Origin of the sequence: Ectorhizobium quercum, from assembly GCF_026552795.1 — a bacterium.
Taxonomy (GTDB): domain Bacteria; phylum Pseudomonadota; class Alphaproteobacteria; order Rhizobiales; family Rhizobiaceae; genus Ectorhizobium; species Ectorhizobium quercum.
Map to the genome: position 1 here is coordinate 407,289 of NZ_JANFPI010000004.1, position 24,324 is coordinate 431,612.

Here is a 24,324-nt window from a genome sequence, read left to right on the forward strand (position 1 = left end):
AAATGCTTCTCAGCCAGGTTCGCAAGGGTGGTGTCGCGGTGCGTGACGCCGCGACGGATGCCGCACGCCTCGTTGCCGGCGCCACCATTCTGGATTTCGCCCGCGAGGCCGTCGAAAAGGGCCGGCCGCTGGCAAGCGTCGTGCCGCCCGGCGGCGAGACCGTCGACGTGGCGGAACTGGCGGCGAAGGGCGCGCTCGACGTGCCGCTGCGCCATCCCGAGCCGGCCCGCATGTTCCTGACCGGCACGGGCCTGACGCATACCGGCTCGGCCTCGACGCGCGACGCCATGCACGCCCCGGCCGAGGGCCTGTCGGACTCGATGAAGATGTTCCGCATGGGACTGGAAGGCGGCAGGCCGGCCGACGGCGAGGTCGGCGTCCAGCCGGAATGGTTCTACAAGGGCACCGGCGTCAACGCCGTCGCGCCGGGCGAGCCGCTGACCTCGCCCGCCTTCGCGCTCGACGGCGGCGAGGAGCCGGAAATCGCCGGCTATTACCTGATCGGCCCGGACGGCACGCCGTTCCGCGTCGGCTTCTCGCTGGCCAACGAGTTCTCCGACCATGTGACGGAGCGGATCAACTATCTGTTCCTCGCCCATTCGAAGCTGCGCCCGGCCGCCTTCGGCCCCGAGCTTCTCGTCGGCGACCTGCCGGCCGACATCCGCGGCACGTCGCGCATCCTGCGCGGCGGCGAGGTCCTGTGGGAAAAGCCGTTCCTGTCGGGCGGGGCGAACATGTCCCACACCATCGCCAACCTCGAGCATCATCATTTCAAGTATGCGCTGTTCCGCCAGCCGGGCGACCTGCACGTCCACATGTTCGGCACGGCGACGCTTTCCTTCGCCGACGGCATCAGGCCGCAGGCGGGCGACGTGTTCGAGATTTCCGCCCCGGATTTCGGCGCGGCGCTTGCCAATCCGCTGGCGGTGGCCGCGCCCGAGGCGGGGGCCGTGAAGGTCCGCGCGCTATGAGCGAGCCTGTCGCGATTTATCCCGACCTCGCCGGCAAGGCGGTCTTCGTCTCCGGCGGCGCGACCGGCATCGGCGCGGAGCTGACGGAGGCCTTCGCCCGGCAGGGATCCGTCACCTGCTTCGTCGATATTGCCGAGGCCGAGGGCGAGGCGCTTGCCGCCCGGCTGAACGCCGAGGGGCTGGACGTGCGTTTCGCGGCCTGCGACATCACGCGGACTGCGGACTATCAGGCCACGATCCGCCGCTTCGCCGACGAGGCCGGGCCGATCCGCGTGCTTTTGAACAACGCCGCCAACGACCAGCGCCACACGCTGGACAGCGTGACGGAGGAATTCTTCGACCGGACGATTGCCGTCAACCTGCGCCACCAGATGTTCGCCGCGCAGGCGGTCGTGCCGATGATGAAGGCGGCGGGCGGCGGCTCGATCGTCAATTTCGGCTCGGTGTCGTGGATGATCAGGAGCGCGGATCTCGCCACCTACGCCGCCTGCAAGGCCGCCGTCCACGGCATGACGCGCTGTCTTGCCAGCGACCACGGCGCGGACGGCATCCGCGTCAACACGCTGGTTCCTGGCTGGGTGATGACCGAAAAGCAGCTCAGGCTCTGGGTGGACGACCAGGCGCGCGAGACGATCCGGCGCAGCCAGTGTCTTCCGGGCCCGCTTCTGCCCGCGCATATCGCGCAGATGGCGCTTTTCCTCGGCTCCGAGGCCTCCGCCATGTGTACCGCGCAGAATTTTATCGTCGATGGAGGCTGGACATGACCGGCACGAGCAAGACATTCACACCCGCGCCCTGGCCGCGCAAGCTGCGCTCGCAGGAATGGTACGGCGGCACCAGCCGCGACGTGATCTACCACCGCGGCTGGCTGAAGAACCAGGGCTATCCGCACGACCTGTTCGACGGCCGCCCGGTGATCGGCATCCTCAACACCTGGTCGGACCTGACGCCGTGCAACGGCCACCTGCGCGAACTGGCCGAAAAGGTGAAGGCCGGTATCTGGGAGGCCGGCGGCTTCCCGGTCGAGGTGCCGGTGTTCTCGGCCTCGGAAAACACCTTCCGTCCGACGGCGATGATGTTCCGCAACCTCGCCGCGCTGGCGGTCGAGGAGGCCATTCGCGGCCAGCCCATCGACGGCTGCGTGCTGATGGTCGGCTGCGACAAGACCACGCCGTCGCTGCTGATGGCGGCGGCCTCCTGCGACCTGCCGTCCATCGTCGTCACCGGCGGGCCGATGCTGAACGGCTGGTTCCGCGGCGAGCGCATCGGCTCGGGCACGCATCTGTGGAAATTCTCCGAGGCCGTGAAGGCCGGCGAGATGACGCAGGCCGAGTTCCTGGAGGCGGAAGCGGCGATGAGCCGCTCGTCCGGCACCTGCAACACGATGGGCACGGCCTCGACGATGGCCTCGATGGCCGAGGCGCTCGGCATGGCGCTGTCGGGCAACGCCGCGATTCCCGCGGTCGACAGCCGCCGCAAGGTGATGGCGCAGCTCACCGGCCGGCGCATCGTGCAGATGGTGAAGGACGACCTGAAGCCCTCCGACATCCTGACGAAGCAGGCCTTCGAGAATGCCATCCGCACCAATGCGGCCATCGGCGGCTCGACCAATGCCGTGGTCCACCTGCTGGCCGTCGCCGGCCGCGTCGGCGTCGACCTGACGCTGGACGACTGGGACCGCTGCGGCCGCGACGTGCCGACCATCGTCAATCTCATGCCGTCCGGCAAGTACCTGATGGAGGAGTTCTTCTATGCCGGCGGCCTGCCGGTGGTGCTCAAGCGCCTCGGCGAGGCGGGCCTTTTGCACCGGGATGCGCTGACGGTGTCCGGCGAGGCCGTGTGGGACGAGGTGAAGGATGTCGTCAACTGGAACGAGGACGTCATCCTGCCGGCCGACAAGGCGCTGACCGCCTCGGGCGGCATCGTGGTGCTGCGCGGCAACCTCGCGCCGAAGGGCGCGGTGCTGAAGCCGTCCGCCGCCTCGCCGCACCTGATGGTGCATCGGGGCAGGGCGGTCGTCTTCGAGGATATCGACGACTACAAGGCGAAGATCAACGACGACGGCCTCGACATCGACGAGACCTGCGTCATGGTGATGAAGAACTGCGGCCCGAAGGGCTATCCCGGCATGGCCGAGGTCGGCAACATGGGGCTTCCCCCGAAAGTGCTGAAGAAGGGCATCACCGACATGGTGCGCATTTCCGACGCCCGCATGTCCGGCACGGCCTATGGCACGGTCGTGCTGCACACCGCGCCGGAAGCCGCCGTCGGCGGGCCGCTGGCGGTGGTGCGCAACGGCGACTTCATCTCGCTCGACGTGCCGAACCGATCGCTGACGCTCGAAATCTCCGATGCGGAGCTGGCCGCGCGCCTGGCCGAATGGGAGCCGAACCACGACCTGCCGACTTCCGGCTATGCCTGGTTGCACCAGAGCCATGTGCAGGGCGCCGATACCGGCGCCGATCTCGACTTCCTCAAGGGATGTCGCGGCGCGCCGGTGGGCAAGGACAGCCATTAGAGCAATTCCAGCAGAAGCGGGAAACGGATTTGCGTCCGGAATTGCTTAAAAACAAAGAGATAGGGCATTTCCGGTAAACGGAAACGCTCCAGGGGGCTGGCCGTGTCATAGGGCAGTGCGGTTGTCCCCTTCTCCCCGTCGGGGAGAAGGTGGCGGCAGCCGGATGAGGGGGAGGCGAAGCCTCCTGACACGTGTGCGGCGCTTCGCGCGCCCCTCATCCGACCCTTCGGGCCACCTTCTCCCCGATGGGGGGAAGGGATACCGCACCGGTCCGCATCGCCTCTGGCCGGAATGCACGTACGGGAGGACAACGACATGGCTTACACGCCGCATGGCAGACACCTGATCGCCGGGGAATGGGTGGCGGGGGAGGCGACGTTCCTGTCGTCGCCGTCGTCGGGTCCGGCGCAAGCCTTTTCCGCCGGCACGGAGGCCCATGTGGATGCGGCCGCGAAGGCGGCGGAGGACGCCTTCTGGACCTATGGCTACCTGCCGCGCGAGACGCGGGCGGGCTTCCTGATGGCGATCGCCGCCGAGATCGAGGAGCGCGGCGCGGCGATCACCGACATCGCCGTGCGCGAGACCGGCCTGCCGGCGGCCCGCATCGACGGCGAGCGCGCCCGCACCACCGGGCAGCTCCGCCTGTTCGTCTATCACATCCTCAAGGGCGAGTTCCTCGACCGCCGCTTCGACGCCGCGCTGCCCGACCGCCAGCCGCTGCCGCGCCCGGAAATCCGGCTGATGCAGCGGCCCGTCGGGCCGGTCGGCGTCTTCGGCGCCTCGAATTTCCCGCTGGCCTTCTCGGTCGCCGGCGGCGACACGGCCTCGGCGCTGGCGGCCGGCTGCCCGGTCGTCGTCAAGGGGCACCCCGCCCATCCCGGCACGGGCGAGATCGTCGCCGAGGCGATCCGGGCGGCGATTGCCACGACCGGCGTTCCGAAAGGGGTCTTCTCCTTCGTTCACGGCCAGGACAGGCTGGTCGGCGAGGCGCTGGTCCGCCACCCGCTGATCAAGGCCGTGGGCTTCACCGGTTCGCTGGCGGGCGGCCGGGCGCTGTTCGATCTCTGCGCCCGCCGTCCCGAGCCGATCCCCTTCTTCGGCGAACTGGGGTCGGTCAACCCGATGTTCGTGCTGCCGGAGGCGCTTTTCGCGCGCGGCCCGGCGATTGCCGCGGGATGGGCGGCGTCGCTGACGATGGGGGCCGGCCAGTTCTGCACCAATCCGGGCATCGTCGTCGTGCCGGACGGCAAGGCGGCCGACAGGTTCGTGTCCGCGGCGCGGACGGCGCTCGAGAAGATCGGTCCCCAGACCATGCTGACGGACGGCATCGCCGAGGCCTTCCGGCGTGGCCACGCGCGGTTTGCCGTCCATGAGGCCGTTCGCCCGGTGATCGAGACGCAGAGCGAGGGCCGCACCGCCTCGCCCAGCGTCTACGAGACGACGGCCGACGCCTTCCTGCGCGACCATGCGCTGAGCGAGGAGGTCTTCGGCCCGCTCGGTTTGGTGGTCCGCGTCCCGGACGGCGCGGCGATGATCGATCTCGCCAGGGCGTTCGAGGGGCAGCTGACCGCCACGCTGCACATGGACCGGGCCGATGCGCCGCTAGCGCGGCAGCTTCTGCCGGTTCTGGAGCGCAAGGCGGGGCGCATCCTTGCCAACGGCTTTCCGACCGGTGTAGAGGTCTCGGACGCCATGATTCATGGCGGGCCATACCCGGCCTCCACCAATTTCGGCGCGACCTCCGTCGGTACGATGGCGATCCGCCGCTTTCTCCGCCCGGTGTCCTACCAGAACCTGCCGGACGAGATATTGCCGACGGATATTCGCCCATGACCTACGCATTCCGCATCGCCGCCGACTGGGGGACGAGCAACCTGCGCGTCTTCGCCCTCGACGAAGGCGGCGGGGTGCTGGCCGAGGCGTCCAGCGACGACGGCATGGGCCGGCTGACGCCGGCGCAATACGAGCCGGCGCTGATGGCGCTGATCGGCGGCTGGCTCGACCCCGCCCGCGTCACGCCCGTGCTGGTCTGCGGCATGGCGGGCGCCCGGCAGGGCTGGATCGAGGCGGCCTATCGCGCCGTTCCCTGCGCGCCGGTCGGCGGTCCCTTCGCGCGGCCGAAGGTCGAGAGCCCGCTGATCGAGGTCTTCATCGTGCCGGGCCTGTCGCAGGCCGAGCCTGCCGACGTGATGCGCGGCGAGGAAACCCAGATCGCCGGCGTGCTGGCCGGCCGGCCGGGCTTTTCCGGCGTCGTCTGCCTGCCCGGCACCCATTCGAAATGGGCCGTCATCCGGGAAGGGCGCGTCGAGCGCTTCCTGACGCTGATGACCGGCGAGCTTTTCGCGCTCCTTTCGGCGCAGTCGGTGCTGCGTCACGGCATGGCCGACGATGGCGAGGGCATGGACACGGACGCCTTCGCGGCGGCCGTTCGTGAAACCGCCACCGAACCGGCCGGCTTTGCCGCCTCGCTTTTTCGCCTGCGCGCGGAAAACCTGCTGGAAGGGCTTGCGCCCCGGGCGGCCCGCAGCCGCCTGTCCGGCCTGCTGATCGGCATCGAGATGGCCTCGGCGCGCGCGCTGTGGCAGGACGAACCGACGCTGATCGTCGGCACGGGCCCGCTTGGCAGGCTCTACGCCACGGCGCTGACGCAGCTCGGTGCGAGCGCGGAGGCCGTGTCCGGCGAGGCGATGGCGCTGGCCGGGCTGACCCGGGCGTTCGCAAACATCGAAGAGGACAAGTCATGACCCGCAACATCATCGCCATCCTGCGCGGCATCCGCCCGGAAGACGTGGAAGCCCATGTCGACGTGCTGGTCGCGGCGGGCATCACCACCATCGAGGTGCCGCTGAACTCGCCGGAGCCGTTCGACAGCATCGGGCGGCTGATCGCCCGGTTCGCCGGCCGCGCCATGATCGGCGCCGGCACGGTGCTCGAGGTGGCCGATGTCCGGCGGCTGGCGGAGATGGGGGCGGCCATCGTCGTCTCGCCCAATTGCGACCCTGCGGTGATTGCCGCCACGCGGGCGGCGGGCATGGAATCCTGGCCGGGTGTCTTCACGCCGACCGAATGCTTCGCGGCGCTGAAGGCCGGCGCCACGGGCCTGAAATTCTTCCCCGCGACGCTGATCGGCCCGGCGGGCATCGCCGCCGTCAGGGCCGTGCTGCCGAAGGGAACGCCGCTCTATGCGGTGGGCGGCGCGGGCGCCGACAATTTCCCGGAATGGATCAGGGCCGGCGCCACCGGCTTCGGCATCGGAACCGCGCTTTACCGTCCCGGCCAGAGCGTCGAGGCGACGGCGGCCGCCGCCGCGAAGATCGTTTCGGCCTATGACGCGGCGCTCGCCGCGGCACAGGACTGAACGGGCACCGCCGTCGTCGCGTCCGTCAGCGCCTGTACGAAGGCGCGGGCAGCGCGACCGGCTTCGGGTTCAGCGCCACCCACGCGACCGCCAGCTCGCTTAACCGCCGCGTATCGCCATACTTGCGCTTCACCTCGCCGACGATGGTCGCGGCCTCTTTCAGTTCGGGGGCGGGCAGGGGCTTGCCGGAGCCGAGATGGACCAGCAGCGCGTCGGCCATCTGCCTGAACTCCGCATCCCAGTTTATGCCGCCATTGCCGTCGAGTTCTCCGGCGATGCGCCCCGAAATGCGGATGACCTCGCCCTGCACGGTCTCCGCCGCGCCGCTCGAAGGGACGAGCAACTCCCACAATTCCTGATGGCGGTCCTGCCAGCTCGCCGCCTTGGCCATGATGGGCGACCTGCCGTCATGGATGGCCCGGCGCGGAACGGGCGGCACGTCGAACAGGGCATAAAGCCTGTCGAGCGCGGCGCTGGTCTCCTCCCTGCTGTCCGGATTGAAGCCGCTGCGGTGGAATTCGAAGTTTTCGCCGATACGCCGCACGAAATCCTGCATCTGCGGGGAAATCCGGTCGTCGCCTTGCCGCCGTGCTGTAAACAAGCGCGCGGCGAGCGTGCGAATGCCGGCCGGCCGGGGAGCTTGCGCGTTCAGCAACAGGTCCGACATGTCCGCAATCGCGCGGATATTTGCGTTGCTGCACCGTTGAAGCGCCAGTTCCAGCGGGGTCAGGCGGTCGTCGTTGGTGGCGTCGATGCTGGCGCCGTGTTCAAGCAGGGTCCGGGCGGTTCGGACGTTGCCGACCGCGGCGGCCTTGTGAAGCGGCGTGTTGCCCTTGCCGTCCCTGCCGTTCACGTCCGCGCCCAGTTCGAGCAGGATGTCGATCCTGCCTTGCCAGTGGCCGGCGCGCGCATGCAGGGGCGTCTCGCCATAGGCGTCGGGCGCCGAAATATCCGCGCCTTTTTCGACCAGCCATCGAGCGACGTCATCCGGAAGCGCGTTGAACGCCAGGGCCGTTTTCTTGAAGGAGCCGCCACGCGCATGGACGTCGCATGTCTCGAATACCGCCTTGATCGCACCGCAATCGCCATTCGTCAGCAATTCCTCGAAATCCTTCGGCAAGGTCTTCTTCTTCCGGGTCTTCGTCATCCGATACAGACTCCCTTCCTGATCAGGGCCGGATCACTCCGGCGCCTTTCCGGTATTTTCGGGGATACGCCCGGCGTCTTCAAGCGTTCCGGTCGCGGCACAGGTCGTTTCAGGCGATGGGCGGGCGCCCGGGCTTTCGATAAATCCCTTATGAATCAATCGCCGGACTGAAAATGTCCGGGGCAGGCGTGTCTGCTGCCGCCTTTGTCATCCAGCTGTCAACGAAAGGTTCTATCTGTTGCCCGATCGCATTGCACAGGCGTGCAAAGGAACCGGACATGCAGCAGAACACCTTTCTGGAACTCGACGGCATCGCCTGCCGCTATGGCGCCACGCAGGTCCTGAACGATATCGATCTCGCCATCGACAAGGGCGAGTTCGTCGCCCTTCTCGGCTCCTCGGGCTGCGGAAAGACGACCCTGCTGCGCGTTCTTGCCGGCTTCGTCGCCCCGACGGCCGGGCGGGTGCAATTGCGGCAGAAGGACGTGACGAGCCTGCCGCCCGACCGGCGCGGCGTGTCGCTGGTCTTCCAGAGCTATGCGCTGTGGCCGCACATGACGGTCGCGCAGAACATCGGCTACGGGCTCCGGCTGCGGCGCGTGGCGAAGGCGGAAATCGCCCGCCGCGTCGGCGAGGTCCAGTCGATGCTCGGCCTCGACGGTCTCGGGGAGCGCAAGCCCGCCGCCCTTTCCGGCGGGCAGCGCCAGCGCGTGGCGCTCGGCCGGGCGCTGGCCGTCGATCCGGAAATCCTGCTGCTCGACGAGCCGCTCTCCAATCTCGATGCGCGCATCCGGCTTTCCGTGCGCCACGAGCTGCGCGCCTTGCAGCGCCGCCTCGGCATCACGGCGGTCCATGTCACCCATGACCGGGAGGAGGCGATGGTGATGGCCGACCGCATCGTCATCCTCGACGCCGGCCGGATCGCCCAGCAGGGCACGCCCGAAGAGGTCTACAACCGGCCGGCCTCCGCCTTCGTCGCGGCCTTCATGGGCGCCGAGAATATCCTTCAGCTCACCGGCTCGCCCGAGGGCGACCGCTTCGCCATCGCCGCCGGCCCGGCCAATGCGGGAGCCCATGTTCCGCTGGCCGGCCGGCCGCTCGGCTCCGGCCCGGTCGACGCCCGCTTCCGCCCGGAAGCCGCGCGCATCGCCGCGGCCGGATCGGCCCTGCCGGAAGGCGGCGCCGTCTTTCACGGCACGGTTCTCGCCGCCAGCTATCCCGGCGGCGTCTGGCGCCACACGATCCGCATCGGCGAGGCCGAGATCATGGCCGACGCGGCGCAGGCCTTCGCGCCCGGCGACCGGGTGGACGTCCATGTCCCGGCCGAGGCGCTTTTCCTTTTTGACCGGCCGCAGACGCATCCGCCGGTCGCTCCCGTTTCCCGGACGGCCACCGCCGGGAAGGTTCCCGCCTGACACCCTTCTTCAAACACCGGAGATCATCCATGAAGAGACTGTCTTTCGCGACGTTTGCCGTCGTGCTCGCCGCCCTTCCCGTGAAGGCCGCCGAACTCACCGTCGCCACGGCCGGCGACCAGAACATGGTCGATTACATCAACCAGTATCTCGGCCCGCTGTTCGAGAAGGCCTATCCGGGCAACACGGTGCGCGCCATCGGCACGGGGCCGGGTGACGCCGGCTCCCAGAAGCTTCTGGAACGCTTCGACGCGCAGGCCGCCGCCAACGCTGCCGCCTGGGATGTCGACGTCGCCATCGTGCATGAGAAGTTCGTCGGCCCGATGGTCGAGAAGGGCTATCTCGACAAGTACCGCGACGCGATCTCCTCGGGCCCGCTGGTGACGCGCGACAATGCGAAGAACGCGCTCGGCACGAATGTCGAGGGCTATGTGATGCCGATGTTCAACAGCCAGACGGCCATCGCCTACAATCCGGCGCTCGTCGAAAACCCGCCCAAGAGCTATGCCGAACTCGCCGAATGGGCGAAGGAGAACCCGAAGCAGTTCGGCTATAACGGCATCAAGGGCGGTGCCTCCGGCGTCAGCTTCGTCATGGGCTGGATCTACGCCTTCGGCGACGGCGACGCGCAGAACCTGATGACGGGTCCGTTCCGGGAAGACGAAACCAAGAAGTGGGACGGCGCGTTTGCGAGCCTTGCCGACTTCACGAAGAACGCGACGCTGACGCCCGGCAATGCCGGCACGCTTGATCTCATCAGCCGCGGCGAGATCGCGATGGGCCCGGTCTGGGTCGACATGTTCTATTCCTGGCAGGCGAACGGCCAGCTTCCGCCCGACCTGAAGCTCTTCCTGCCGGCCCCCGGCATGCCCGGCCAGCCGATGCACTACATCGTTCCGGAAAAGGCTGCCGAGAAGGATCTGGCCCGCAAGTTCGTCGAACTCGCCACCAGCCCGGAGGTTCAGGCCGAAGGCATCGTCAAGCGCTTCAACTGGTATCCGGGCATCGACGCCGAGCATGTGAAGGCCAAGCTCGACGAGGCGACCTGGAACAGGCTGTTCGTCGACATCACCCCGGAAGACCTCGCCACCAAGGGCAAGCCCTTCCCGATTGCCGAGTACAACACGGCGATCCTCGAAGCCTACGAACAGTCGGTGAAGTAATTCCTCCGAAGGCTCCCCGGCATTCGCCGGGGAGCCTGTCTTTCAAAGGTCCCTGCCATGCCCGGACGTCTCCTCGGCCTTGCTCTCGTCGCGCCTGCGCTCGCGGTCATCGCGCTGTTCTTCATCCTGCCGCTGGGAATGTCGGCCATTGGCGCGTTCCGGGTCGGGGACGGTTTCGGTCTCGGCAACTTCGCCAAGACCTTCGACCTCTATATGAAGGACATCGTCTTCACGGTGGTGATCGTCAGCCTTTCGACGGCGCTGACCGGCCTTGCGGCCATCGCCATCGGCGGCTACCTGACGCTCGGGGAAAACCCGCGCGCCGTCGCCATCCTGCGCTGGCTCTATCGCTGGCCGCTGTTCATTCCCTTCATCGTCGTCGGGCAGATCCTGCGCACCTTCCTCGCCAAGAACGGCATCATGAACAACGCCATCATCGGCCTCGGCCTGATGACGCCGATGGAGGCGCAGAGCTTTCTCGACTGGCGCGGCATCGTCATCGCCTTCGTGTGGAAGCAGACGCCGTTCGTCGCCCTTCTCGTCGCCGGCGCGATGGCCTCGGTCAACCGCGACACGATCGAGGCCGCCCGCAACCTCGGCGCTTCGCGCCTGCGCATCCTGATCGAGATCCTGGTGCCGCAGGTGGCGATGACGATCACGGTGGGGCTCATCCTGTCCTTCGTCACGATGATGTCGGTCCTGTCGGTGCCGCTGATGATCAATGCGCAGTCGCCGACCATGCTGACCGCCGACATCGCCTTCCGCGTCAACGCCTACGGCGATTACGGCGTCGCCAACGCGCTCGGCCTCGTGTCGCTGGCGCTCGCCTCCTCCGTCGCGTGGATCTATCTCCGCCAGAGCCTCAAGGAGCGCGCATGATGGCGTCTTCCCTCTCCTTATCCCTTTCCCGGCTGGCGCCGGCGCTGTGGTGGGTGCCGCGCGGCATCGTCTTCGGCCTCATGGCCTTCTTCATCTTCGGCCCGCTGGCCAACATGCTGCTGTGGACGGTGGCGGAGCGGTGGTATTTTCCCCACACGCTGCCGGCGCAATACGGCTTCAGCGCCTGGCAGAACGTCTTCGCCCCGCGCGGCGGCGCGCTGGAATCGCTGCGGAACTCGCTGCTCGTCGCGGTCCTGACCGTCATCGTCGCGCTGATGCTGGCGATCCCCGCCGGCTATGCGCTGGCGCGGCTGAAACTGCCGGTGCGCGGGCTCATCCTGCTGGCCTTTCTCATTCCGCAGGCGTTCCCGAACCTCACCGTCTATGTGAACATCGCCCGGATCTTCTACGAGATTCGCCTGAACGGAACGGTGGCGGGCCTCGTGCTCGTTCATGTCTCGCACGGGCTGGTCTATGCCGTCTGGATCGCCACGGCCGCCTTCTCGGCCATCGACCGCGAACTCGAACAGGCCGCCCGCTCGGCGGGAGCGGGGCCGATGCGGGCCTTCATGGACATCACCCTGCCGCTCGCCGCGCCGGGACTGATGGCCAGCGCCATCTTCGTCTTCCTCGAAAGTCTCGACGAGTTCACCGGCAGCTACTTCGTCGGCGCGCCGGACGTGACGACGCTGCCGCTTCTGCTCTACACCGCAGGCTCCGGCGGCAATTACCAGGTCGCCTCCATCACGGCGCTGCTTTTGCTTGTTCCCTCGCTCGTCTTTATGCTCGTGGTCGAACGATTCCTGAAGGCGGACGTGCTCTCCCGCGTCGGGCATTGACGAGGACGATCATGGCAGATGCGGAAAACAGGCCCCAGGGCCGCATGCGCTTCGTCAGCGCCGAGCAGGTGGCGCAGCGCGCCGGCGTTTCCCGCTCCGCCGTCTCGCGCACCTTCACGCCCGGCGCCAGCGTCGCGCCGGCGACGCGCGCGAAGGTGCTCGAAGCCGCCCGCGAGCTGGGTTATCAGGTCAACGACCTGGCGCGCGGCGTGCTGGCCAACCACAGCCGGCTGGTCGGCATCGTCGCGACGAAGCCGGAAGTCGGCTTTCGCGCCCATCTTGCTTCGGCGCTCGCGAAGGCGCTGATCGCCCGCGGCAACATTCCCGTTCTCATCAACACCGGCCAGACCGAGGCGGAGATGCTGGCCGCCCAGCGCACGCTGATCGGCCACCGGGCGGAGGCGACCGTCATCCTGTCGGGCTCGCCGCCGCAAAGCTTCTTCGACCTCGCCCGCCGCAATGGCCAGCCGCTGGTGGTCATCGGCCGCTCGGAGCCGGATGCCGACCATGTCCGCGCCGGCAATTCCGAGGCGTCGCGCAAGGCCGCCGCCGCCTTCCTGCGGGCCGGCAGGACGCGGCTCGCCATCGCCGGCTCGGCCTCCGGCACGCCCAGCATCCGCGAGCGCGAGACGGCGTTTGCGGCCGAGGCGGAGCGTCTCGGCGCCTCCGTCGCCATCGGCCGTGGCGCCGATTCCGATTACGAGAGCGGCGTCGCCGCCGCCCGCCTGCTGTTCGGCGGCGCGGGCCATCCCGACGCGGTCTTCTGCGTGAACGACCAGATCGCCTTCGGACTGATGGATTTCATCCGCTGCGAGCGCGGGCTGGCCGTGCCGGAGGACGTCGCCGTCATCGGCTTCGACGACGTGCCGGAGGCCGCCTGGCTGAGCTACCGCCTGACGACGTTCCGCCAGGACCCGGTGAGCATGGCGGCCCGCGCCGTCGACCTGATCGGCCGGCGCCTTGCCGAGCCGGACCTACCGCCCGCCTATGAGCGGATCATCCCGGATTTCGTGGTCCGCCAGAGTTTCATCCCCGCCTGACAGAAGAAGATAGATAGCCATGCCGAATGAATTTCCCGACGATCTCCGCTTCTCGCTTGCCCGCGACATCATCCACGACGCGGCGCGGCTGGCCCTTGCCTCCTTCGCCGACCTCTCCTCCCTCGACGTGGAGGAGAAGCAGAACGGCCAGGATGTCGTCAGCGAGACGGACAAGGCCGTCGAGCGGCTGATCCGCGCCCGCGTCGCCGAAGCCTTCCCTGGCGACGGCGTGCTCGGCGAGGAGCAGGGGCTGGACGCCGGCACCTCCGGCTTCCTGTGGGTCGTCGATCCGATCGACGGAACGAGCTGCTTCGTCCACGGCCTCGACCAGTGGTGCATCTCGATCGCCGTGATGAAGGGCGAGGAAACGCTCCTCGGCGTGATCTTCCGGCCGACGACGCAGGACCTGTTCGCGGCGCGGCTGGGCGGCGGCGCCTTCCTGAACGGCAGGCCCATGCGCGTCGACACACGCGCCGGCATCGCCACGGGCCTTCTCGGCGTCGGCGCCAATTTCCGCGTTCCGCGCCGCAGCGTCACGGACTTCATCGACGTGCTTCTGGAGGCGGGCGGCATGTTCATCCGCAACGGCTCCGGCGCGCTGATGCTGGCGGAAGTCGCGAGCGGACGGCTCGCCGGCTATTACGAGCCGCATATCAATGCCTGGGACTGCATGGCCGGCCTGCTGATGATCCGCGAGGCCGGCGGCTGGACCGCGCCGTTCCCGACTGCCGGCGAGGCCCTGCTGCGCGGCGGCCCGGTCATCGGCTGCGCGCCGCAGGTCCGGCAGGATCTCACCGATCTGGTGGGCAAGTCGCTGGAAAGGGCGGGGCAAAACCCATGAAGCTCGTCCAGATATCGGACCCGCATCTCGTCGCGCCCGGCAAAACCCTGATGGGCCTCGACCCCTTCCGGCGGCTCGACGCCTGCCTCAGCGACGTCGAGGCCCGGCACGGCGATGCCGACCTGGTGCTGGTTTCGGGCGACCTTTCCGATAGCGGCGGTGCGGACACCTATGCACTGCTGAAGCAGCGGCTGGCGCATTTTTCCCTGCCGGTCCGCCTGCTGCTCGGCAATCACGACCACCGCGCGTATTTCGCCGCCGCCTTTCCCGGCCAGGTCGATGGCGAGGGCTTCGCGCAGGCCGCGATCGATCTCGACGGCAGCCGCATCCTCGTTCTCGACACGCTGGACGACGGCCGGGTCGGCGGCCGCCTGTGCCCGGCCCGGCTGCGCTGGCTCCGCGCGCGGCTGGCGAAGGCGGAAGGCCGGCCGGTCTATGTCTTCATGCACCATCCGGCCGGGCCGGTCCACATGCCGGCGCTCGATCCGCTCGGCCTTGCCGAACCGGAGGCTTTTCTCGACTGCCTCAGGCGGCACGGCGACGTCCGCCACATCTTCGCCGGCCATCTGCACCGGCTCGTCACCGGCCATTGGGGCGGCGTGCCCTTCACCATCCTGCGCGGCACCAATCACCAGACGGCGCTCGATCTGGTCTCCCGCCGCACCGGGCCGTCGTTCGAGGCGCCGGCCTATGCCGTCATCGAGGCGCGGGTGCAAACGCTGGTCGTGCATTTCAGCGAGTTCTGAGCGTCGCCGGCCGTCAGGGCCTGCGTCCGTGCCCGTCCTTTTCGAGCCAGCGCGCCAGCTCGATCTCGGCGCGTTCCAGCGCCGTGTGGTTCACGAGCTTGCGCAGCAGCGACACGGTGACGGCGCGCGAGCGCAGGTTGAAGCGCGCCTGCGTGCCCGCGCCGTCGTCCGGCTGGTAGACGCCGAGCTTCTCGTAAAGCTGCTGGAGCCGGTTCTGGACGCTGCGCAGCGACAGGTTCCGCCGCCGGGCGATGGTGCGGTCGGTGAGGCCGAGCGCGATGTCGATCAGCACCTCGTATTCGGAATCGGTGAAGCCGCCGGCGCCGCCGGTGCTCTTCTGTTGCAGGCCGCGCACCTCGCGGTCGATGACGCACTGGTCCTCGATGAAGATCGAGCGCAGCGCCAGCCGCAGCCGCTCGTCGGAGGCCGATTTCAGCACATAGCCATAGGCGGCACCGGCCGGAACGATGCGGGAGATGCCGCGCACATTCGCCTCGTCGGCATAGTTCGACCAGAAGAGGATGCGGGTGTCGGGCCGTTCGCGCCAGATGGTGCGGGCCGCCTCGATGCCGTTCCTCGGGCTCATCTGGAGGTCCATGACCACGCGGTCCGAGGCATGCTCGCGGGCGAGCTTCTCTCCGGTCGCGCCGTCGCCCGCCTCCAGCACGATGTCGCATTCGGGAAGGGCGGCGCGCACCGCCTCGCCGAGATAGGTCCGGTGCAGCGGGTCGTCTTCCACGATCAGCACTTTCATGGCGTCTTCCTTCCCTGCCGGCGGTGGTGTCTGCATGGTCCTATCCTTCCCTCGGCAGGGGGAGCGTGACCTCGACGACGGTCTCCGCCCCTTGCCTGCGGCAGGTGAAATGCGCGCCGATCAGCCGGGCGCGGGTCTTCATGTTGCCGATGCCGCTGCCGGCGGTTTCGCGGCCGGGGGCGAGCCCGATGCCGTCGTCGCGGATCTCGATCCGGAAGCGCCCGCCGGCATGGGCGAGCCGCACGGCGATGCGGCTGGCCTGCCCGTGGCGCACGGCATTGTTGATCGCCTCCTGCGCGATGCGGAAGAGGGCGGTCAGAACCGGCTGCGGCAGGGTTTCCACCAGGCCGTCGCTTTCGTCGGAAAGCCGCCAGCCGATGGTCAGCCCGCTGTCGCGCACCGAGCGGTCGAGATGGTTGTCGATGGCCTCGACGAGGCCGAAGAGTTCCAGCACCGAGGGCCGGGCCTGCTCGATGATCTGGCGCAGGTCGCGCATCGATTGCTGGAGGCTCTGGAACAGGGGGGAGAGCATGTCGCCCGGCACGGTCTTCATCTGCGAAAGCCGCTCCAGCCGCCGGGCGAAGCGGGTCATGTCGGCCAGCGTCTGGTCGTGCAGGTCCATGCCGATGCGCTGGCGCTCGGCCTCCAGCGCCTCCGTCAGCCGGAGCGCGCCGACGCGCAGGCCCTCGGCGCGCACCCGCGTCTCGGCCTCGGCGATCGCCGCGCGCTTCGCCTCGTCGGAGGCGCGCAGCGCGAAGAAATAGGGGGCGATGAGGTCGGCGATCCAGCGCGCCCGCTCGACGTCGACGGCGCTGTACATATCGGGCCTGAGGTCGGAGAAGGAGAGCGCGCCGATGGTCTCGCCGCGCACCTTGAGCGCGACGTGGACGCGGCTCCTCAGCCTGTGCTCCATGATCGGCTGGACGAAGGCGCCTTCGAAATGGAAGGCGGGATCGACCATCGCATCGCCGGTCAGCATCGTCTCGACCTCGCCGGTCAGGATGCTGCGCAGCGGGCTTTGTTCGATGCGCGCCTCGGTGCGCCGGCTCCACGCCGTCTCGAAGCCGCTTTCGTAGGCCATGTGGAAACGGCTGCCCGGCATGATGATGCAGACATCCATGTGGTCATGCGGCACGATAAGGGCTATATGCCCGGCGACGGCGCGGATCGCCGAGTTGAAATCGAGCTTGCCGGCCAGATGCCAGGCAATGGCGAGATATTGCTTGAACAGCGGCGATGCGGAATTGTCGAGCACGGCGCTTCCTCCCTGACCGTTCTCCCCAACCGGGCCTTGCGGACCCGCTCCCTGTCGGACAATAGCGCTCCGCCCACCCCGTCCGTCCTGCGGGTTTCCGCAAATGACCTGCGGAAACCCGCAGGTTCCCTGTTCCAATTCGCCTATACAGCTTTAGCCGTTTGCGCCATCCTTTTCGCCGCGGATCGGGAAATCCGTGTGACATCGGGTCCGGGAGCGGTCGTTGAGGAGCGGTCTCCCCGGGCGAAAGCCGCCATTGGCGGCATCAGGGAGGAAACATGACTATCCGTACCGTTCTTGCGGCATCCGCCGCCGTTTTCGCTTGCGCGCTCTCGCCGCTTTCCGCCAGCGCGGATACGTCGGACAAGAAGATCGCGCTGTCCAACAACTATGCCGGAAATTCCTGGCGCCAGGCCATGCTGACGAGCTGGAACAAGGTGACGGGCGAGGCGGTCAGCGCCGGCGTCGTCGCCGCCGCCGATGCCTTCACCACCGCCGAGAACCAGGCGACGGAGCAGGCCGCGCAGATCCAGAACATGATCCTTCAGGGCTACGACGCCATCGTCATCAACGCCGCCTCGCCCACGGCGCTGAATGGCGCGGTGAAGGAAGCCTGCGACGCGGGCATCGTCGTCGTGTCCTTCGACGGCATCGTCACCGAACCGTGCGCCTGGCGCATCGCGGTCGATTTCAAGGAGATGGGCCGCAGCCAGGTCGAATATCTCTCCACCAAGCTGCCGGACGGCGGCAACCTGCTCGAAATCCGCGGCCTTGCCGGCGTCTTCGTCGACGACGAGATTTCGGCCGGCATCCACGAGGGGGTGCAGCAGTTCCCCCAGTTCAGGATCGCCGGCTCGGTGAACGGCGACTGGGCGCAGGACGTGGCGCAGCGCGCCGTGGCCGGCATCCTGCCGAGCCTGCCCGAAATCGTCGGCGTTGTGACGCAGGGCGGCGACGGCTACGGCGCGGCGCAGGCCTTCGAGGCGGCCCGGCGCCCCATGCCCATCATCGTGATGGGCAACCGCGAGGACGAGCTTCAGTGGTGGAAGCAGCAGAAGGACGCCAACGGCTATGAAACCATGTCGGTTTCCATCGCGCCGGGCGTATCGACGCTCGCCTTCTGGGTCGCCCAGCAGATTCTCGACGGCAAGGAGGTCACGAAGGACCTGACCGTTCCGTTCCTGAGCATCGGGCAGGACACGCTGGAGGAAAGCCTGGAGACCACCGAAAGGGGCGGCGTCGCCAATGTCGAATATTCGCAGGCCGATGCCGAAAAGGTGATCGCCGAGGCCGAGTGATCCTCCGGCGAGCCGAGGCCGCCCGCCCGGCTTTCCGGGCGGACGGCTCCCCGTTCACCCCCCAATCGGACGGACCCGAACCCATGAACATTCCATCCCAGCCGCGCCCTGTCGTCTCGGCGCGCGGCGTTCGCGTCGCCTTCGGCGCGGTCACGGCGCTGGACGGCGTCGATCTCGACATCGACGCCGGCGAGGCGCTCGGACTGGTCGGCCATAACGGCGCGGGAAAATCCACCATCGTCAACGTCGTCAATGGCGGCCTGACCCCGCACCGGGGCGGCATCGCCTACAGCGGCACGGACGCGGCCGGCGGCGGCGTGGCCGCGGCCCGGGCGGGCGGGGTGCGCTGCGTCTTCCAGGAACTGTCGCTCTGTCCGAACCTCACCGTCGCCGAGAACACGCGGCTGATGCACCAGGGGCTGGCCGGCTTCGGCTGGCGAAAGCGCGCGCTGGCGCTGATCCGCGCCAAGCTGGCGGAAATCTTCCCCGGCAACCGCATCGACTGCGCCGGCACGGTCGGCGAGCTTTCCATCGCCGAACGGCAGATGGTCGAGATCGCCATCAACTTTCTCGACGTCGGGGAAAGTCCGAAGCTGGTCATTCTCGACGAGCCGACCTCCTCGCTGGATGCGTCGCTTGCCGAGCAACTCATGGCGCATGTGCGCCGCTTCGTGGCCTCCGGCGGCTCGGTGCTGCTGATTTCGCACATTCTCGGCGAAATCCTGTCCACCGCCACCCGCATCGTGGTGATGAAGGACGGCAAGGTCGTGACCAGCCGGCCGGTCGGCGAATTCACGGCGAAAAGTCTCGTGGAGACGATGGGCAGCGTCGTCAGGGAAAAGGCCGAAGCCGGGGTGCGGGGTCCTTCGGGCACCGCGCCGCCGGTGATCGAGCTGCCCGCCGCCAACGGTTCGGCCTTCGGCTTCACCGCCGGCCGGGGCGAGATCGTCGGGCTTGCCGGCCTCGGCGGTCACGGCCAGACCGACATGCTGCTTTCGCTCTACCGCGCCCGCTCCGGCAACTGGCTGCCGCGCCGCCCGGAGGAGATCGCCTTCGTGGCCGGCGACCGGTCGCTGAACGGCACCTTCGCGCTGTGGAGCATCCTGCGCAACCTGTCCGTCGGCGATCTCGGCGCGCTGTCGCGCGCCTTCGCCGTCGACCGCGGCCGCGAGGCGGCGCTGGGCGAGGCGTGGAAGGCGAAGATGGCGATCCGCACGCCCGACATGGGCAATCCGATCCTGTCGCTGTCCGGCGGCAACCAGCAGAAGGTGCTCTTCGCCCGCGCCCTTGCGACGCCGGCCTCCATCGTGCTGATGGACGATCCGATGCGCGGCGTCGACGTCGGCACCAAGCAGGACGTCTACGCCATCCTCCGCGCCGAGGCCGAGGCCGGGCGCACCTTCGTCTGGTACTCGACCGAGATGGACGAAATCCGCCTGTGCGACCGCGTCTACGTGTTCCGCGACGGCGCCATCGTCGCCGAGCTGAAGGGCGCGGACATCACGGAGGAAGGCGTTCTGGCCGCCTCCTTCTCGGGAGAAGCCGCATGAAGGGACTGTCCTCCAACACGCTCCGCCTGATGATCCCGGTGGTCTCGCTTGCCCTGCTGCTGGCTGCCGTGTTCTGGCTCCAGCCGCGCGCCATGAGCTACATGGGCATGAACCTGCTGTTCAACCTGGCGGTGCCGATCGCGCTCGCCACCATCGCCCAGATGATGATCGTCGCGGTCAACGACCTCGATCTGTCCATCGGCACCTTCGTCAGCTTCGCGGCCTGCGTCACCGCCGTCTACATGCCGTCCTCGCCGGCGCTGGCCGTCGCGATCCTCGCCGCCGCCGTCGCGGCCTATGCGGTGATCGGCATCGTCATCTATCTGCGCGACCTGCCCTCCATCGTCGTCACGCTCGGCATGAGCTTCGTCTGGGGCGGGCTCGCCGTGCTGATCCTGCCCTCGCCGGGCGGGCAGGCGCCGGTCTGGCTGCGCTCGCTCATGACGGCGCCGACGCCCTTCCTGCCCTTCGCCATCGTCGCCAGCATCGCCATCGCGGCGGTCGCGCACCTCGTCGTCATGCGCTCGACGCTCGGCGTCGCCATTCGCGGCGTCGGCGGCAATTCCCGCTCGGTCGCCCGCGCCGGCTGGTCGGTGCTGAAGATCAGGGCCGCGGCCTATGCGCTGGCCGGCATCTTCGCCGTCCTCGCCGGCATGGCGCTGGTCGGCCTGACCACCGCGGCGGACGCGAATATCGCGCTCCGCTACACGCTGCTGTCGATCGCGGGCGTCATTCTCGGCGGCGGCGAGTTCACCGGCGGCCGCGTCTCGCCCGTCGGGGCCGTGGTCGGCGCGCTGACGCTGACGCTCGCCGGCTCCTTCCTTTCCTTCCTGCGGATATCGCCCGACTGGCAGATCGGCGCGCAGGGCGCGGTGCTCATCATCGTGCTCGGCCTGCGCCTGATCCTCAGCCGGCGCGATGCGTGAGGTGACACCATGAACGCCATCAAGCCGCTTCTGTCCAAAGCCTGGATCTGGTCCTGGCTGGCCGCCGTCGCGACCTTCACCACCACCGTTCTCTTCACCGGCGGGGCGAGCACCGTCGGCCTCGGCCAGGCGACGCTCACCTTCGCGGCCTTTTCGGTCATGGTCGGGCTCGGCCAGATGCTGGTCATCACGCTCGGCCCCGGCAATGTCGATCTCTCGGTGCCGGCGACCATCACGCTGTCCGGCACGCTGGCGCTGAAATTCATGGGCAGCGAGGGGTCGATGATCCTGCCGGGGCTCGGCGTCGCCATCGGCGTCGGCCTTGCCGTCGGCGCCGCCAATTTCGGCCTGATCAAGCTGCTGCGCATTCCGCCGATCATCGCGACGCTCTCCATGAGCTTCCTCGTGCAGTCGCTGGCCATCTGGTCGAACCGGGGCCTGCGCATCAAGCCGCCGGATGCGCTCGCCGCCTTCGCCACGGGCACCACCTTCGGCGTGCCGAACGTCGCGCTCGTCGGGCTTGCTCTGTCCGTCGCCGTCTGGTGGCTGCTCGAGCGGGCGATCTACGGCCGCTGGATCTCGGCCATCGGCCAGAGCCCCTTCGCCGCCCGCATGGCCGGCATCCCGGTCGACGGCACGCGCTTCGTCACCTATGTGCTGTGCGCGGTGCTGGCCGCGGTCTGCGGCTACCTGCTCGCCAGCTTTTCCGGCGGCGCGGCGCTCAACATGGGTGCCGAATACCTGCTGATGTCGATCGCCGTGGTGGTGATCGGCGGCTCGGCGGTCGCCGGCGGCAATTCCAACGTGCCGGGCATATGGGGCGCCTCGCTCTTCATGTTCCTCGTCGTCTCGATGCTGAACACCTACGGCTTCGGCGCGGGCGTCCGCCTGATGCTGACCGGCCTCATCATCATCGCCGTCATCGTCGCGGCCAGCCGCCCTGCCGGCGGCGTCCGCTAAACAGGGCAGCAGGCCATGCGCAATTCCATCTACCAGATCGACGATCCCCGCTTCAGCCGCCTGCTCATCGCGAGCGCCGGGCTGGAGGAACTCCATTGCGGATGCCGCTGGGCCGAGGGGCCGGTGTGGTTCGCGGATCACAACCTGCTGGTCTTCAGCGACATTCCCGAGCAGCGCATGCTGCGCTGGGTGCCCGGGCAGGGCGTTTCGGTCTTCCGCGAGCCCTCCGGCTTCGTGAACGGCAACACCCGCGACCGCGAGGGCCGGCTGATCTCCTGCGAGCATGGCGGGCGGCGGGTGGTCCGCACCGAGCCCGACGGCTCGATCACCACGCTCGCCGACCGCTTCGAGGGCCGGCGGCTCAATTCGCCCAACGACGTGGTGGTGAAGTCCGACGGCACGATCTGGTTCACCGACCCGACCTACGGCATCATTTCCGACTACGAAGGCTACACCGCCGAACCCGAACAGCCCCACCGCAACGTCTTCCGCCTCGATCCCGCAACCGGCGAACTCGCTGCCGTGGTGAGCGATTTCGGCCAGCCGAACGGCCTCGCCTTCTCGCCGGACGAGACGCGGCTCTACGTCGCCGATTCCGCCATGAGCCACGATCCCTCGGCCGAACCGGTCATCCGCGTCTTCGACGTGGCGGAAAGCGGCAGGCTTTCCGGCGGCGCGGTGTTCTGCCGCCTCGACGCCGGCCTGCCGGACGGCTTCAGGCTCGACACCGCCGGCAACCTGTGGACCAGCGCAGGCGACGGCGTGCATTGCTTCGCGCCGGACGGCACGCGCCTCGGCAAGATCCTCGTGCCGCAGACGGTGGCGAACCTCGCCTTCGGCGGCCCGCGCAGGAACCGGCTGTTCATCACGGCGACCCGCTCGCTCTATTCCATTTATGTGAATGCCTGCGGGATTTGAGGCCGGAAAGCCGCCGGACGGATTGTGCTTTGCCGGGAAGGATGCAAAGTCGGCGCCGAAGCGATTTTCCGGAGGAGGACCAATGCGCCGCAAACTGTTTCTGTCGGCCGGCGAATGCATGCTGGAAATGGCGACGCAGGCCAATGGCGATTTCCGCCTCGGCTTTGCCGGCGACACGCTGAACACCGCCTGGTACGCGCGGGCCTGCCTGCCGCGCGAGCGCTGGGACGTCGCCTATTTCACCCGGCTGGGAGCCGATCCCTATTCGGCGCGGATGAAGGCCTTCTTCGCGGAAAACGGCCTCGACACCCGGTTCGTCTCGGCCGATCCGGTGCGCCAGCCGGGCCTTTATCTCATCGAGATCGCCGATGGCGAGCGCAGCTTCACCTATTGGCGCGAGCGCTCCGCGGCGAAGCTTCTGGCCGACGACCGCGCGGCGCTGGAGGAGGCCTTCGCCGCGGCGGACATCGTCTATTTCTCGGCGATCACGCTGGCGATCCTGGCGCCGGAGCGCCGCGACGTGTTCCTCGACTGCGTGCAGGCGGCGCGCGGGGCGGGGAAGCTGACCGTGTTCGACACCAATATCCGCCCGAGCCTGTGGGAAAGCCCGCAGGCGATGAAGGGCGCCATCCTGCGGGCCGCCGGCACGGCCGCCATCGTCCTGCCGAGCTATGACGACGAGGCGGCGTCGTTCGGCGACGCCTCGCTGGAGGCCTGCGCCGAACGCTACCATAGCGCCGGCGGCGGAACCGTGGTCGTCAAGAACGGCGGCGGGCCGATGGTCGTGCTGGGCGAGCAAGGTTTCCTGCGGTTCGACGGTTTCGAGAAGGTCCGGCCCGTCGACACGACCGGGGCCGGCGACAGCTTCAACGGCGGCTTTCTCGCGGCGATCGCCGAGGGTGCGGAACTCGGCGCGGCGGTCGCGCGCGGCCATTCGGTGTCGGCGCAGGTCATCATGAACCGCGGCGCGCTGATGCCGATGGACGCGGTGGAGCGCTAGAGTTTGTCAGGAAAAAGCGGGAACCGGTTTTTCCGGAAAGACAAACGTAAAAAAGAATCCTGGAGTCGCCCTGGTTCAGAATGAACCTGACGGACTCCGGGAACAAAGCGCCGCGCATTGCCCCGAAATCGCCGAAATTTTTCCCGGAACCGATAGGCGGGGCACCCGTTACCCTCCTGTGATCAACACAGAGGAGTAAGATCATGACCTATCAGGACACCAGCACGACGACCTTTCGCGACAACGCCCTGCGCGACCCCAGCGTGAAGGAAACCCACGATCTCATTGCCAGCGACAAGGTCGAGGGCACGCGCGTCTACGGCCGCGACGATAAGCAGATCGGCTCGATCGAGCGCGTGATCATCGAAAAGCGCTCCGGCCGCGTGTCCTATGCCGTGATGAGCTTCGGCGGCTTCCTCGGCATCGGCGAGGACCACTATCCGATTCCGTGGGCCAAGCTGAGCTATGACGAGCGCCTCGGCGGCTATCGTACCGACCTGACGCGCGAGCAGGTGGAAAGCGCGCCGAAATACCATGACGGCGACGACTACGAGTGGAGCCGTGAAAATGGCCGCCGTGTCTACGACTATTACGGCGTTCCGCCGTACTGGATGTAACCGGCGCCCGGCGAACCGCATCGCTGATACGTGTGCGCCCCCTCCCTTTCGTCATGCTTGGGCTTGGCCCGGGCGTGACGGAGGCGATGGTTCGGCAATGGATCGAAGCCCTCCGCGTGCCGCGCGGAG

23 protein-coding genes are annotated in these 24,324 nt (G+C 68.3%); 20 read left to right on the forward strand and 3 right to left on the reverse strand.

What is annotated here, in order from left to right; translation table 11 throughout:
• The first annotated feature begins 2 nt into the window (after positions 1–2).
• From araD1 to NOF55_RS14260, 6 genes are all read left to right on the forward strand, one after another.
• On the forward strand, positions 3–971 hold the full coding sequence (araD1, locus tag NOF55_RS14235) for an AraD1 family protein (RefSeq protein ID WP_306412050.1): 969 nt from the start codon (positions 3–5) through the stop codon (positions 969–971).
• Positions 968–1,735, forward strand: coding sequence for an SDR family NAD(P)-dependent oxidoreductase (locus NOF55_RS14240; RefSeq protein ID WP_306412051.1), 768 nt, complete (start codon positions 968–970; stop codon positions 1,733–1,735). The genes araD1 and NOF55_RS14240 overlap by 4 nt, the downstream gene beginning before the upstream one ends.
• Positions 1,732–3,489 (forward strand): L-arabinonate dehydratase, encoded by a 1,758-nt coding sequence (gene araD / locus NOF55_RS14245; RefSeq protein WP_306412052.1) that lies wholly within the window; start codon positions 1,732–1,734, stop codon positions 3,487–3,489. Before NOF55_RS14240 ends, araD begins: the two co-directional genes overlap by 4 nt.
• Before the next feature lie 315 nt (positions 3,490–3,804).
• Complete coding sequence (locus NOF55_RS14250) at positions 3,805–5,322, forward strand: aldehyde dehydrogenase (NADP(+)) (protein WP_306412053.1); 1,518 nt, start codon at positions 3,805–3,807, stop codon at positions 5,320–5,322.
• A complete protein-coding gene (locus tag NOF55_RS14255; RefSeq protein WP_306412054.1) occupies positions 5,319–6,233 on the forward strand; it encodes a 2-dehydro-3-deoxygalactonokinase in 915 nt (304 codons plus the stop codon). Before NOF55_RS14250 ends, NOF55_RS14255 begins: the two co-directional genes overlap by 4 nt.
• Entirely contained in the window at positions 6,230–6,847 is a 618-nt protein-coding gene (locus tag NOF55_RS14260) for a 2-dehydro-3-deoxy-6-phosphogalactonate aldolase (protein ID WP_306412055.1), read from the forward strand. The genes NOF55_RS14255 and NOF55_RS14260 overlap by 4 nt, the downstream gene beginning before the upstream one ends.
• A gap of 25 nt (positions 6,848–6,872) precedes the next feature.
• Here the strand turns inward: NOF55_RS14260 and NOF55_RS14265 are convergent, their stop codons facing one another.
• Positions 6,873–7,994: an ankyrin repeat domain-containing protein gene (locus NOF55_RS14265; protein WP_306412056.1), complete on the reverse strand. Its 1,122-nt coding sequence runs from the start codon at positions 7,992–7,994 to the stop codon at positions 6,873–6,875.
• 278 nt (positions 7,995–8,272) lie between these two features.
• Here NOF55_RS14265 and NOF55_RS14270 point away from each other — a divergent pair, with 278 nt between their 5' ends.
• From NOF55_RS14270 to NOF55_RS14300, 7 genes are read left to right on the forward strand one after another with little or no spacing between them, the layout of a single operon-like run.
• The gene (locus NOF55_RS14270) at positions 8,273–9,409 is read left to right on the forward strand and encodes an ABC transporter ATP-binding protein (protein WP_306412057.1); all 1,137 of its coding nucleotides are present in this window, start codon (positions 8,273–8,275) and stop codon (positions 9,407–9,409) included.
• A gap of 29 nt (positions 9,410–9,438) precedes the next feature.
• Positions 9,439–10,572 carry an ABC transporter substrate-binding protein gene (locus NOF55_RS14275; RefSeq protein WP_306412058.1) on the forward strand — a complete coding sequence of 378 codons (1,134 nt, stop codon included), beginning with the start codon at positions 9,439–9,441 and terminating at the stop codon, positions 10,570–10,572.
• Between the two features lie 57 nt (positions 10,573–10,629).
• Positions 10,630–11,451, forward strand: a complete 822-nt coding sequence (locus NOF55_RS14280) for an ABC transporter permease (protein ID WP_306412059.1) — start codon at positions 10,630–10,632, stop codon at positions 11,449–11,451.
• Positions 11,451–12,290, forward strand: a complete 840-nt coding sequence (locus NOF55_RS14285) for an ABC transporter permease (RefSeq protein ID WP_370868989.1) — start codon at positions 11,451–11,453, stop codon at positions 12,288–12,290. Before NOF55_RS14280 ends, NOF55_RS14285 begins: the two co-directional genes overlap by 1 nt.
• Before the next feature lie 11 nt (positions 12,291–12,301).
• On the forward strand, positions 12,302–13,330 hold the full coding sequence (locus NOF55_RS14290) for a LacI family DNA-binding transcriptional regulator (RefSeq protein WP_306412061.1): 1,029 nt from the start codon (positions 12,302–12,304) through the stop codon (positions 13,328–13,330).
• A 19-nt stretch (positions 13,331–13,349) separates the two neighbouring features.
• A complete protein-coding gene (locus tag NOF55_RS14295; RefSeq protein WP_306412062.1) occupies positions 13,350–14,171 on the forward strand; it encodes an inositol monophosphatase family protein in 822 nt (273 codons plus the stop codon).
• On the forward strand, positions 14,168–14,917 hold the full coding sequence (locus NOF55_RS14300) for a phosphodiesterase (protein ID WP_306412063.1): 750 nt from the start codon (positions 14,168–14,170) through the stop codon (positions 14,915–14,917). The genes NOF55_RS14295 and NOF55_RS14300 overlap by 4 nt, the downstream gene beginning before the upstream one ends.
• Before the next feature lie 13 nt (positions 14,918–14,930).
• Here NOF55_RS14300 and NOF55_RS14305 read toward each other — a convergent pair whose 3' ends face one another.
• On the reverse strand, positions 14,931–15,671 hold the full coding sequence (locus tag NOF55_RS14305) for a response regulator transcription factor (RefSeq protein WP_306412221.1): 741 nt from the start codon (positions 15,669–15,671) through the stop codon (positions 14,931–14,933).
• A gap of 40 nt (positions 15,672–15,711) precedes the next feature.
• A complete protein-coding gene (locus tag NOF55_RS14310) occupies positions 15,712–16,926 on the reverse strand; it encodes a sensor histidine kinase (protein WP_306412064.1) in 1,215 nt (404 codons plus the stop codon).
• A gap of 278 nt (positions 16,927–17,204) precedes the next feature.
• On the opposite strand from NOF55_RS14310, the gene NOF55_RS14315 reads away from it, so the two are divergent.
• From NOF55_RS14315 to NOF55_RS14345, 7 genes are all read left to right on the forward strand, one after another.
• Positions 17,205–18,224 carry an ABC transporter substrate-binding protein gene (locus NOF55_RS14315; RefSeq protein WP_306412065.1) on the forward strand — a complete coding sequence of 340 codons (1,020 nt, stop codon included), beginning with the start codon at positions 17,205–17,207 and terminating at the stop codon, positions 18,222–18,224.
• A gap of 83 nt (positions 18,225–18,307) precedes the next feature.
• Positions 18,308–19,774 (forward strand): ATP-binding cassette domain-containing protein, encoded by a 1,467-nt coding sequence (locus NOF55_RS14320; RefSeq protein ID WP_306412066.1) that lies wholly within the window; start codon positions 18,308–18,310, stop codon positions 19,772–19,774.
• A complete protein-coding gene (locus tag NOF55_RS14325) occupies positions 19,771–20,700 on the forward strand; it encodes an ABC transporter permease (RefSeq protein ID WP_306412067.1) in 930 nt (309 codons plus the stop codon). Before NOF55_RS14320 ends, NOF55_RS14325 begins: the two co-directional genes overlap by 4 nt.
• Positions 20,701–20,709: 9 nt before the next feature.
• Positions 20,710–21,660 (forward strand): ABC transporter permease, encoded by a 951-nt coding sequence (locus NOF55_RS14330; RefSeq protein ID WP_306412068.1) that lies wholly within the window; start codon positions 20,710–20,712, stop codon positions 21,658–21,660.
• A 15-nt stretch (positions 21,661–21,675) separates the two neighbouring features.
• The gene (locus NOF55_RS14335) at positions 21,676–22,578 is read left to right on the forward strand and encodes an SMP-30/gluconolactonase/LRE family protein (protein WP_306412069.1); all 903 of its coding nucleotides are present in this window, start codon (positions 21,676–21,678) and stop codon (positions 22,576–22,578) included.
• Between the two features lie 82 nt (positions 22,579–22,660).
• The gene (locus NOF55_RS14340; RefSeq protein WP_306412070.1) at positions 22,661–23,578 is read left to right on the forward strand and encodes a sugar kinase; all 918 of its coding nucleotides are present in this window, start codon (positions 22,661–22,663) and stop codon (positions 23,576–23,578) included.
• Between the two features lie 203 nt (positions 23,579–23,781).
• The gene (locus tag NOF55_RS14345; RefSeq protein WP_306412071.1) at positions 23,782–24,195 is read left to right on the forward strand and encodes a PRC-barrel domain-containing protein; all 414 of its coding nucleotides are present in this window, start codon (positions 23,782–23,784) and stop codon (positions 24,193–24,195) included.
• The last annotated feature ends 129 nt before the right edge of the window (positions 24,196–24,324 follow it).

What these genes read in the sequence shown, in the direction of transcription:
- araD1 (WP_306412050.1), top strand. Translation starts at nt 3, where the DNA reads ATGCTTCTCAGCCAGGTTCGCAAGGGTGGTGTCGCGGTGCGTGACGCC.
- NOF55_RS14240 (WP_306412051.1), top strand. Translation starts at nt 968, where the DNA reads ATGAGCGAGCCTGTCGCGATTTATCCCGACCTCGCCGGCAAGGCGGTC.
- araD (WP_306412052.1), top strand. Translation starts at nt 1,732, where the DNA reads ATGACCGGCACGAGCAAGACATTCACACCCGCGCCCTGGCCGCGCAAG.
- NOF55_RS14250 (WP_306412053.1), top strand. Translation starts at nt 3,805, where the DNA reads ATGGCTTACACGCCGCATGGCAGACACCTGATCGCCGGGGAATGGGTG.
- NOF55_RS14255 (WP_306412054.1), top strand. Translation starts at nt 5,319, where the DNA reads ATGACCTACGCATTCCGCATCGCCGCCGACTGGGGGACGAGCAACCTG.
- NOF55_RS14260 (WP_306412055.1), top strand. Translation starts at nt 6,230, where the DNA reads ATGACCCGCAACATCATCGCCATCCTGCGCGGCATCCGCCCGGAAGAC.
- NOF55_RS14265 (WP_306412056.1), bottom strand. Translation starts at nt 7,994, where the DNA reads ATGACGAAGACCCGGAAGAAGAAGACCTTGCCGAAGGATTTCGAGGAA.
- NOF55_RS14270 (WP_306412057.1), top strand. Translation starts at nt 8,273, where the DNA reads ATGCAGCAGAACACCTTTCTGGAACTCGACGGCATCGCCTGCCGCTAT.
- NOF55_RS14275 (WP_306412058.1), top strand. Translation starts at nt 9,439, where the DNA reads ATGAAGAGACTGTCTTTCGCGACGTTTGCCGTCGTGCTCGCCGCCCTT.
- NOF55_RS14280 (WP_306412059.1), top strand. Translation starts at nt 10,630, where the DNA reads ATGCCCGGACGTCTCCTCGGCCTTGCTCTCGTCGCGCCTGCGCTCGCG.
- NOF55_RS14285 (WP_370868989.1), top strand. Translation starts at nt 11,451, where the DNA reads ATGGCGTCTTCCCTCTCCTTATCCCTTTCCCGGCTGGCGCCGGCGCTG.
- NOF55_RS14290 (WP_306412061.1), top strand. Translation starts at nt 12,302, where the DNA reads ATGGCAGATGCGGAAAACAGGCCCCAGGGCCGCATGCGCTTCGTCAGC.
- NOF55_RS14295 (WP_306412062.1), top strand. Translation starts at nt 13,350, where the DNA reads ATGCCGAATGAATTTCCCGACGATCTCCGCTTCTCGCTTGCCCGCGAC.
- NOF55_RS14300 (WP_306412063.1), top strand. Translation starts at nt 14,168, where the DNA reads ATGAAGCTCGTCCAGATATCGGACCCGCATCTCGTCGCGCCCGGCAAA.
- NOF55_RS14305 (WP_306412221.1), bottom strand. Translation starts at nt 15,671, where the DNA reads ATGAAAGTGCTGATCGTGGAAGACGACCCGCTGCACCGGACCTATCTC.
- NOF55_RS14315 (WP_306412065.1), top strand. Translation starts at nt 17,205, where the DNA reads ATGACTATCCGTACCGTTCTTGCGGCATCCGCCGCCGTTTTCGCTTGC.
- NOF55_RS14320 (WP_306412066.1), top strand. Translation starts at nt 18,308, where the DNA reads ATGAACATTCCATCCCAGCCGCGCCCTGTCGTCTCGGCGCGCGGCGTT.
- NOF55_RS14325 (WP_306412067.1), top strand. Translation starts at nt 19,771, where the DNA reads ATGAAGGGACTGTCCTCCAACACGCTCCGCCTGATGATCCCGGTGGTC.
- NOF55_RS14330 (WP_306412068.1), top strand. Translation starts at nt 20,710, where the DNA reads ATGAACGCCATCAAGCCGCTTCTGTCCAAAGCCTGGATCTGGTCCTGG.
- NOF55_RS14335 (WP_306412069.1), top strand. Translation starts at nt 21,676, where the DNA reads ATGCGCAATTCCATCTACCAGATCGACGATCCCCGCTTCAGCCGCCTG.
- NOF55_RS14340 (WP_306412070.1), top strand. Translation starts at nt 22,661, where the DNA reads ATGCGCCGCAAACTGTTTCTGTCGGCCGGCGAATGCATGCTGGAAATG.
- NOF55_RS14345 (WP_306412071.1), top strand. Translation starts at nt 23,782, where the DNA reads ATGACCTATCAGGACACCAGCACGACGACCTTTCGCGACAACGCCCTG.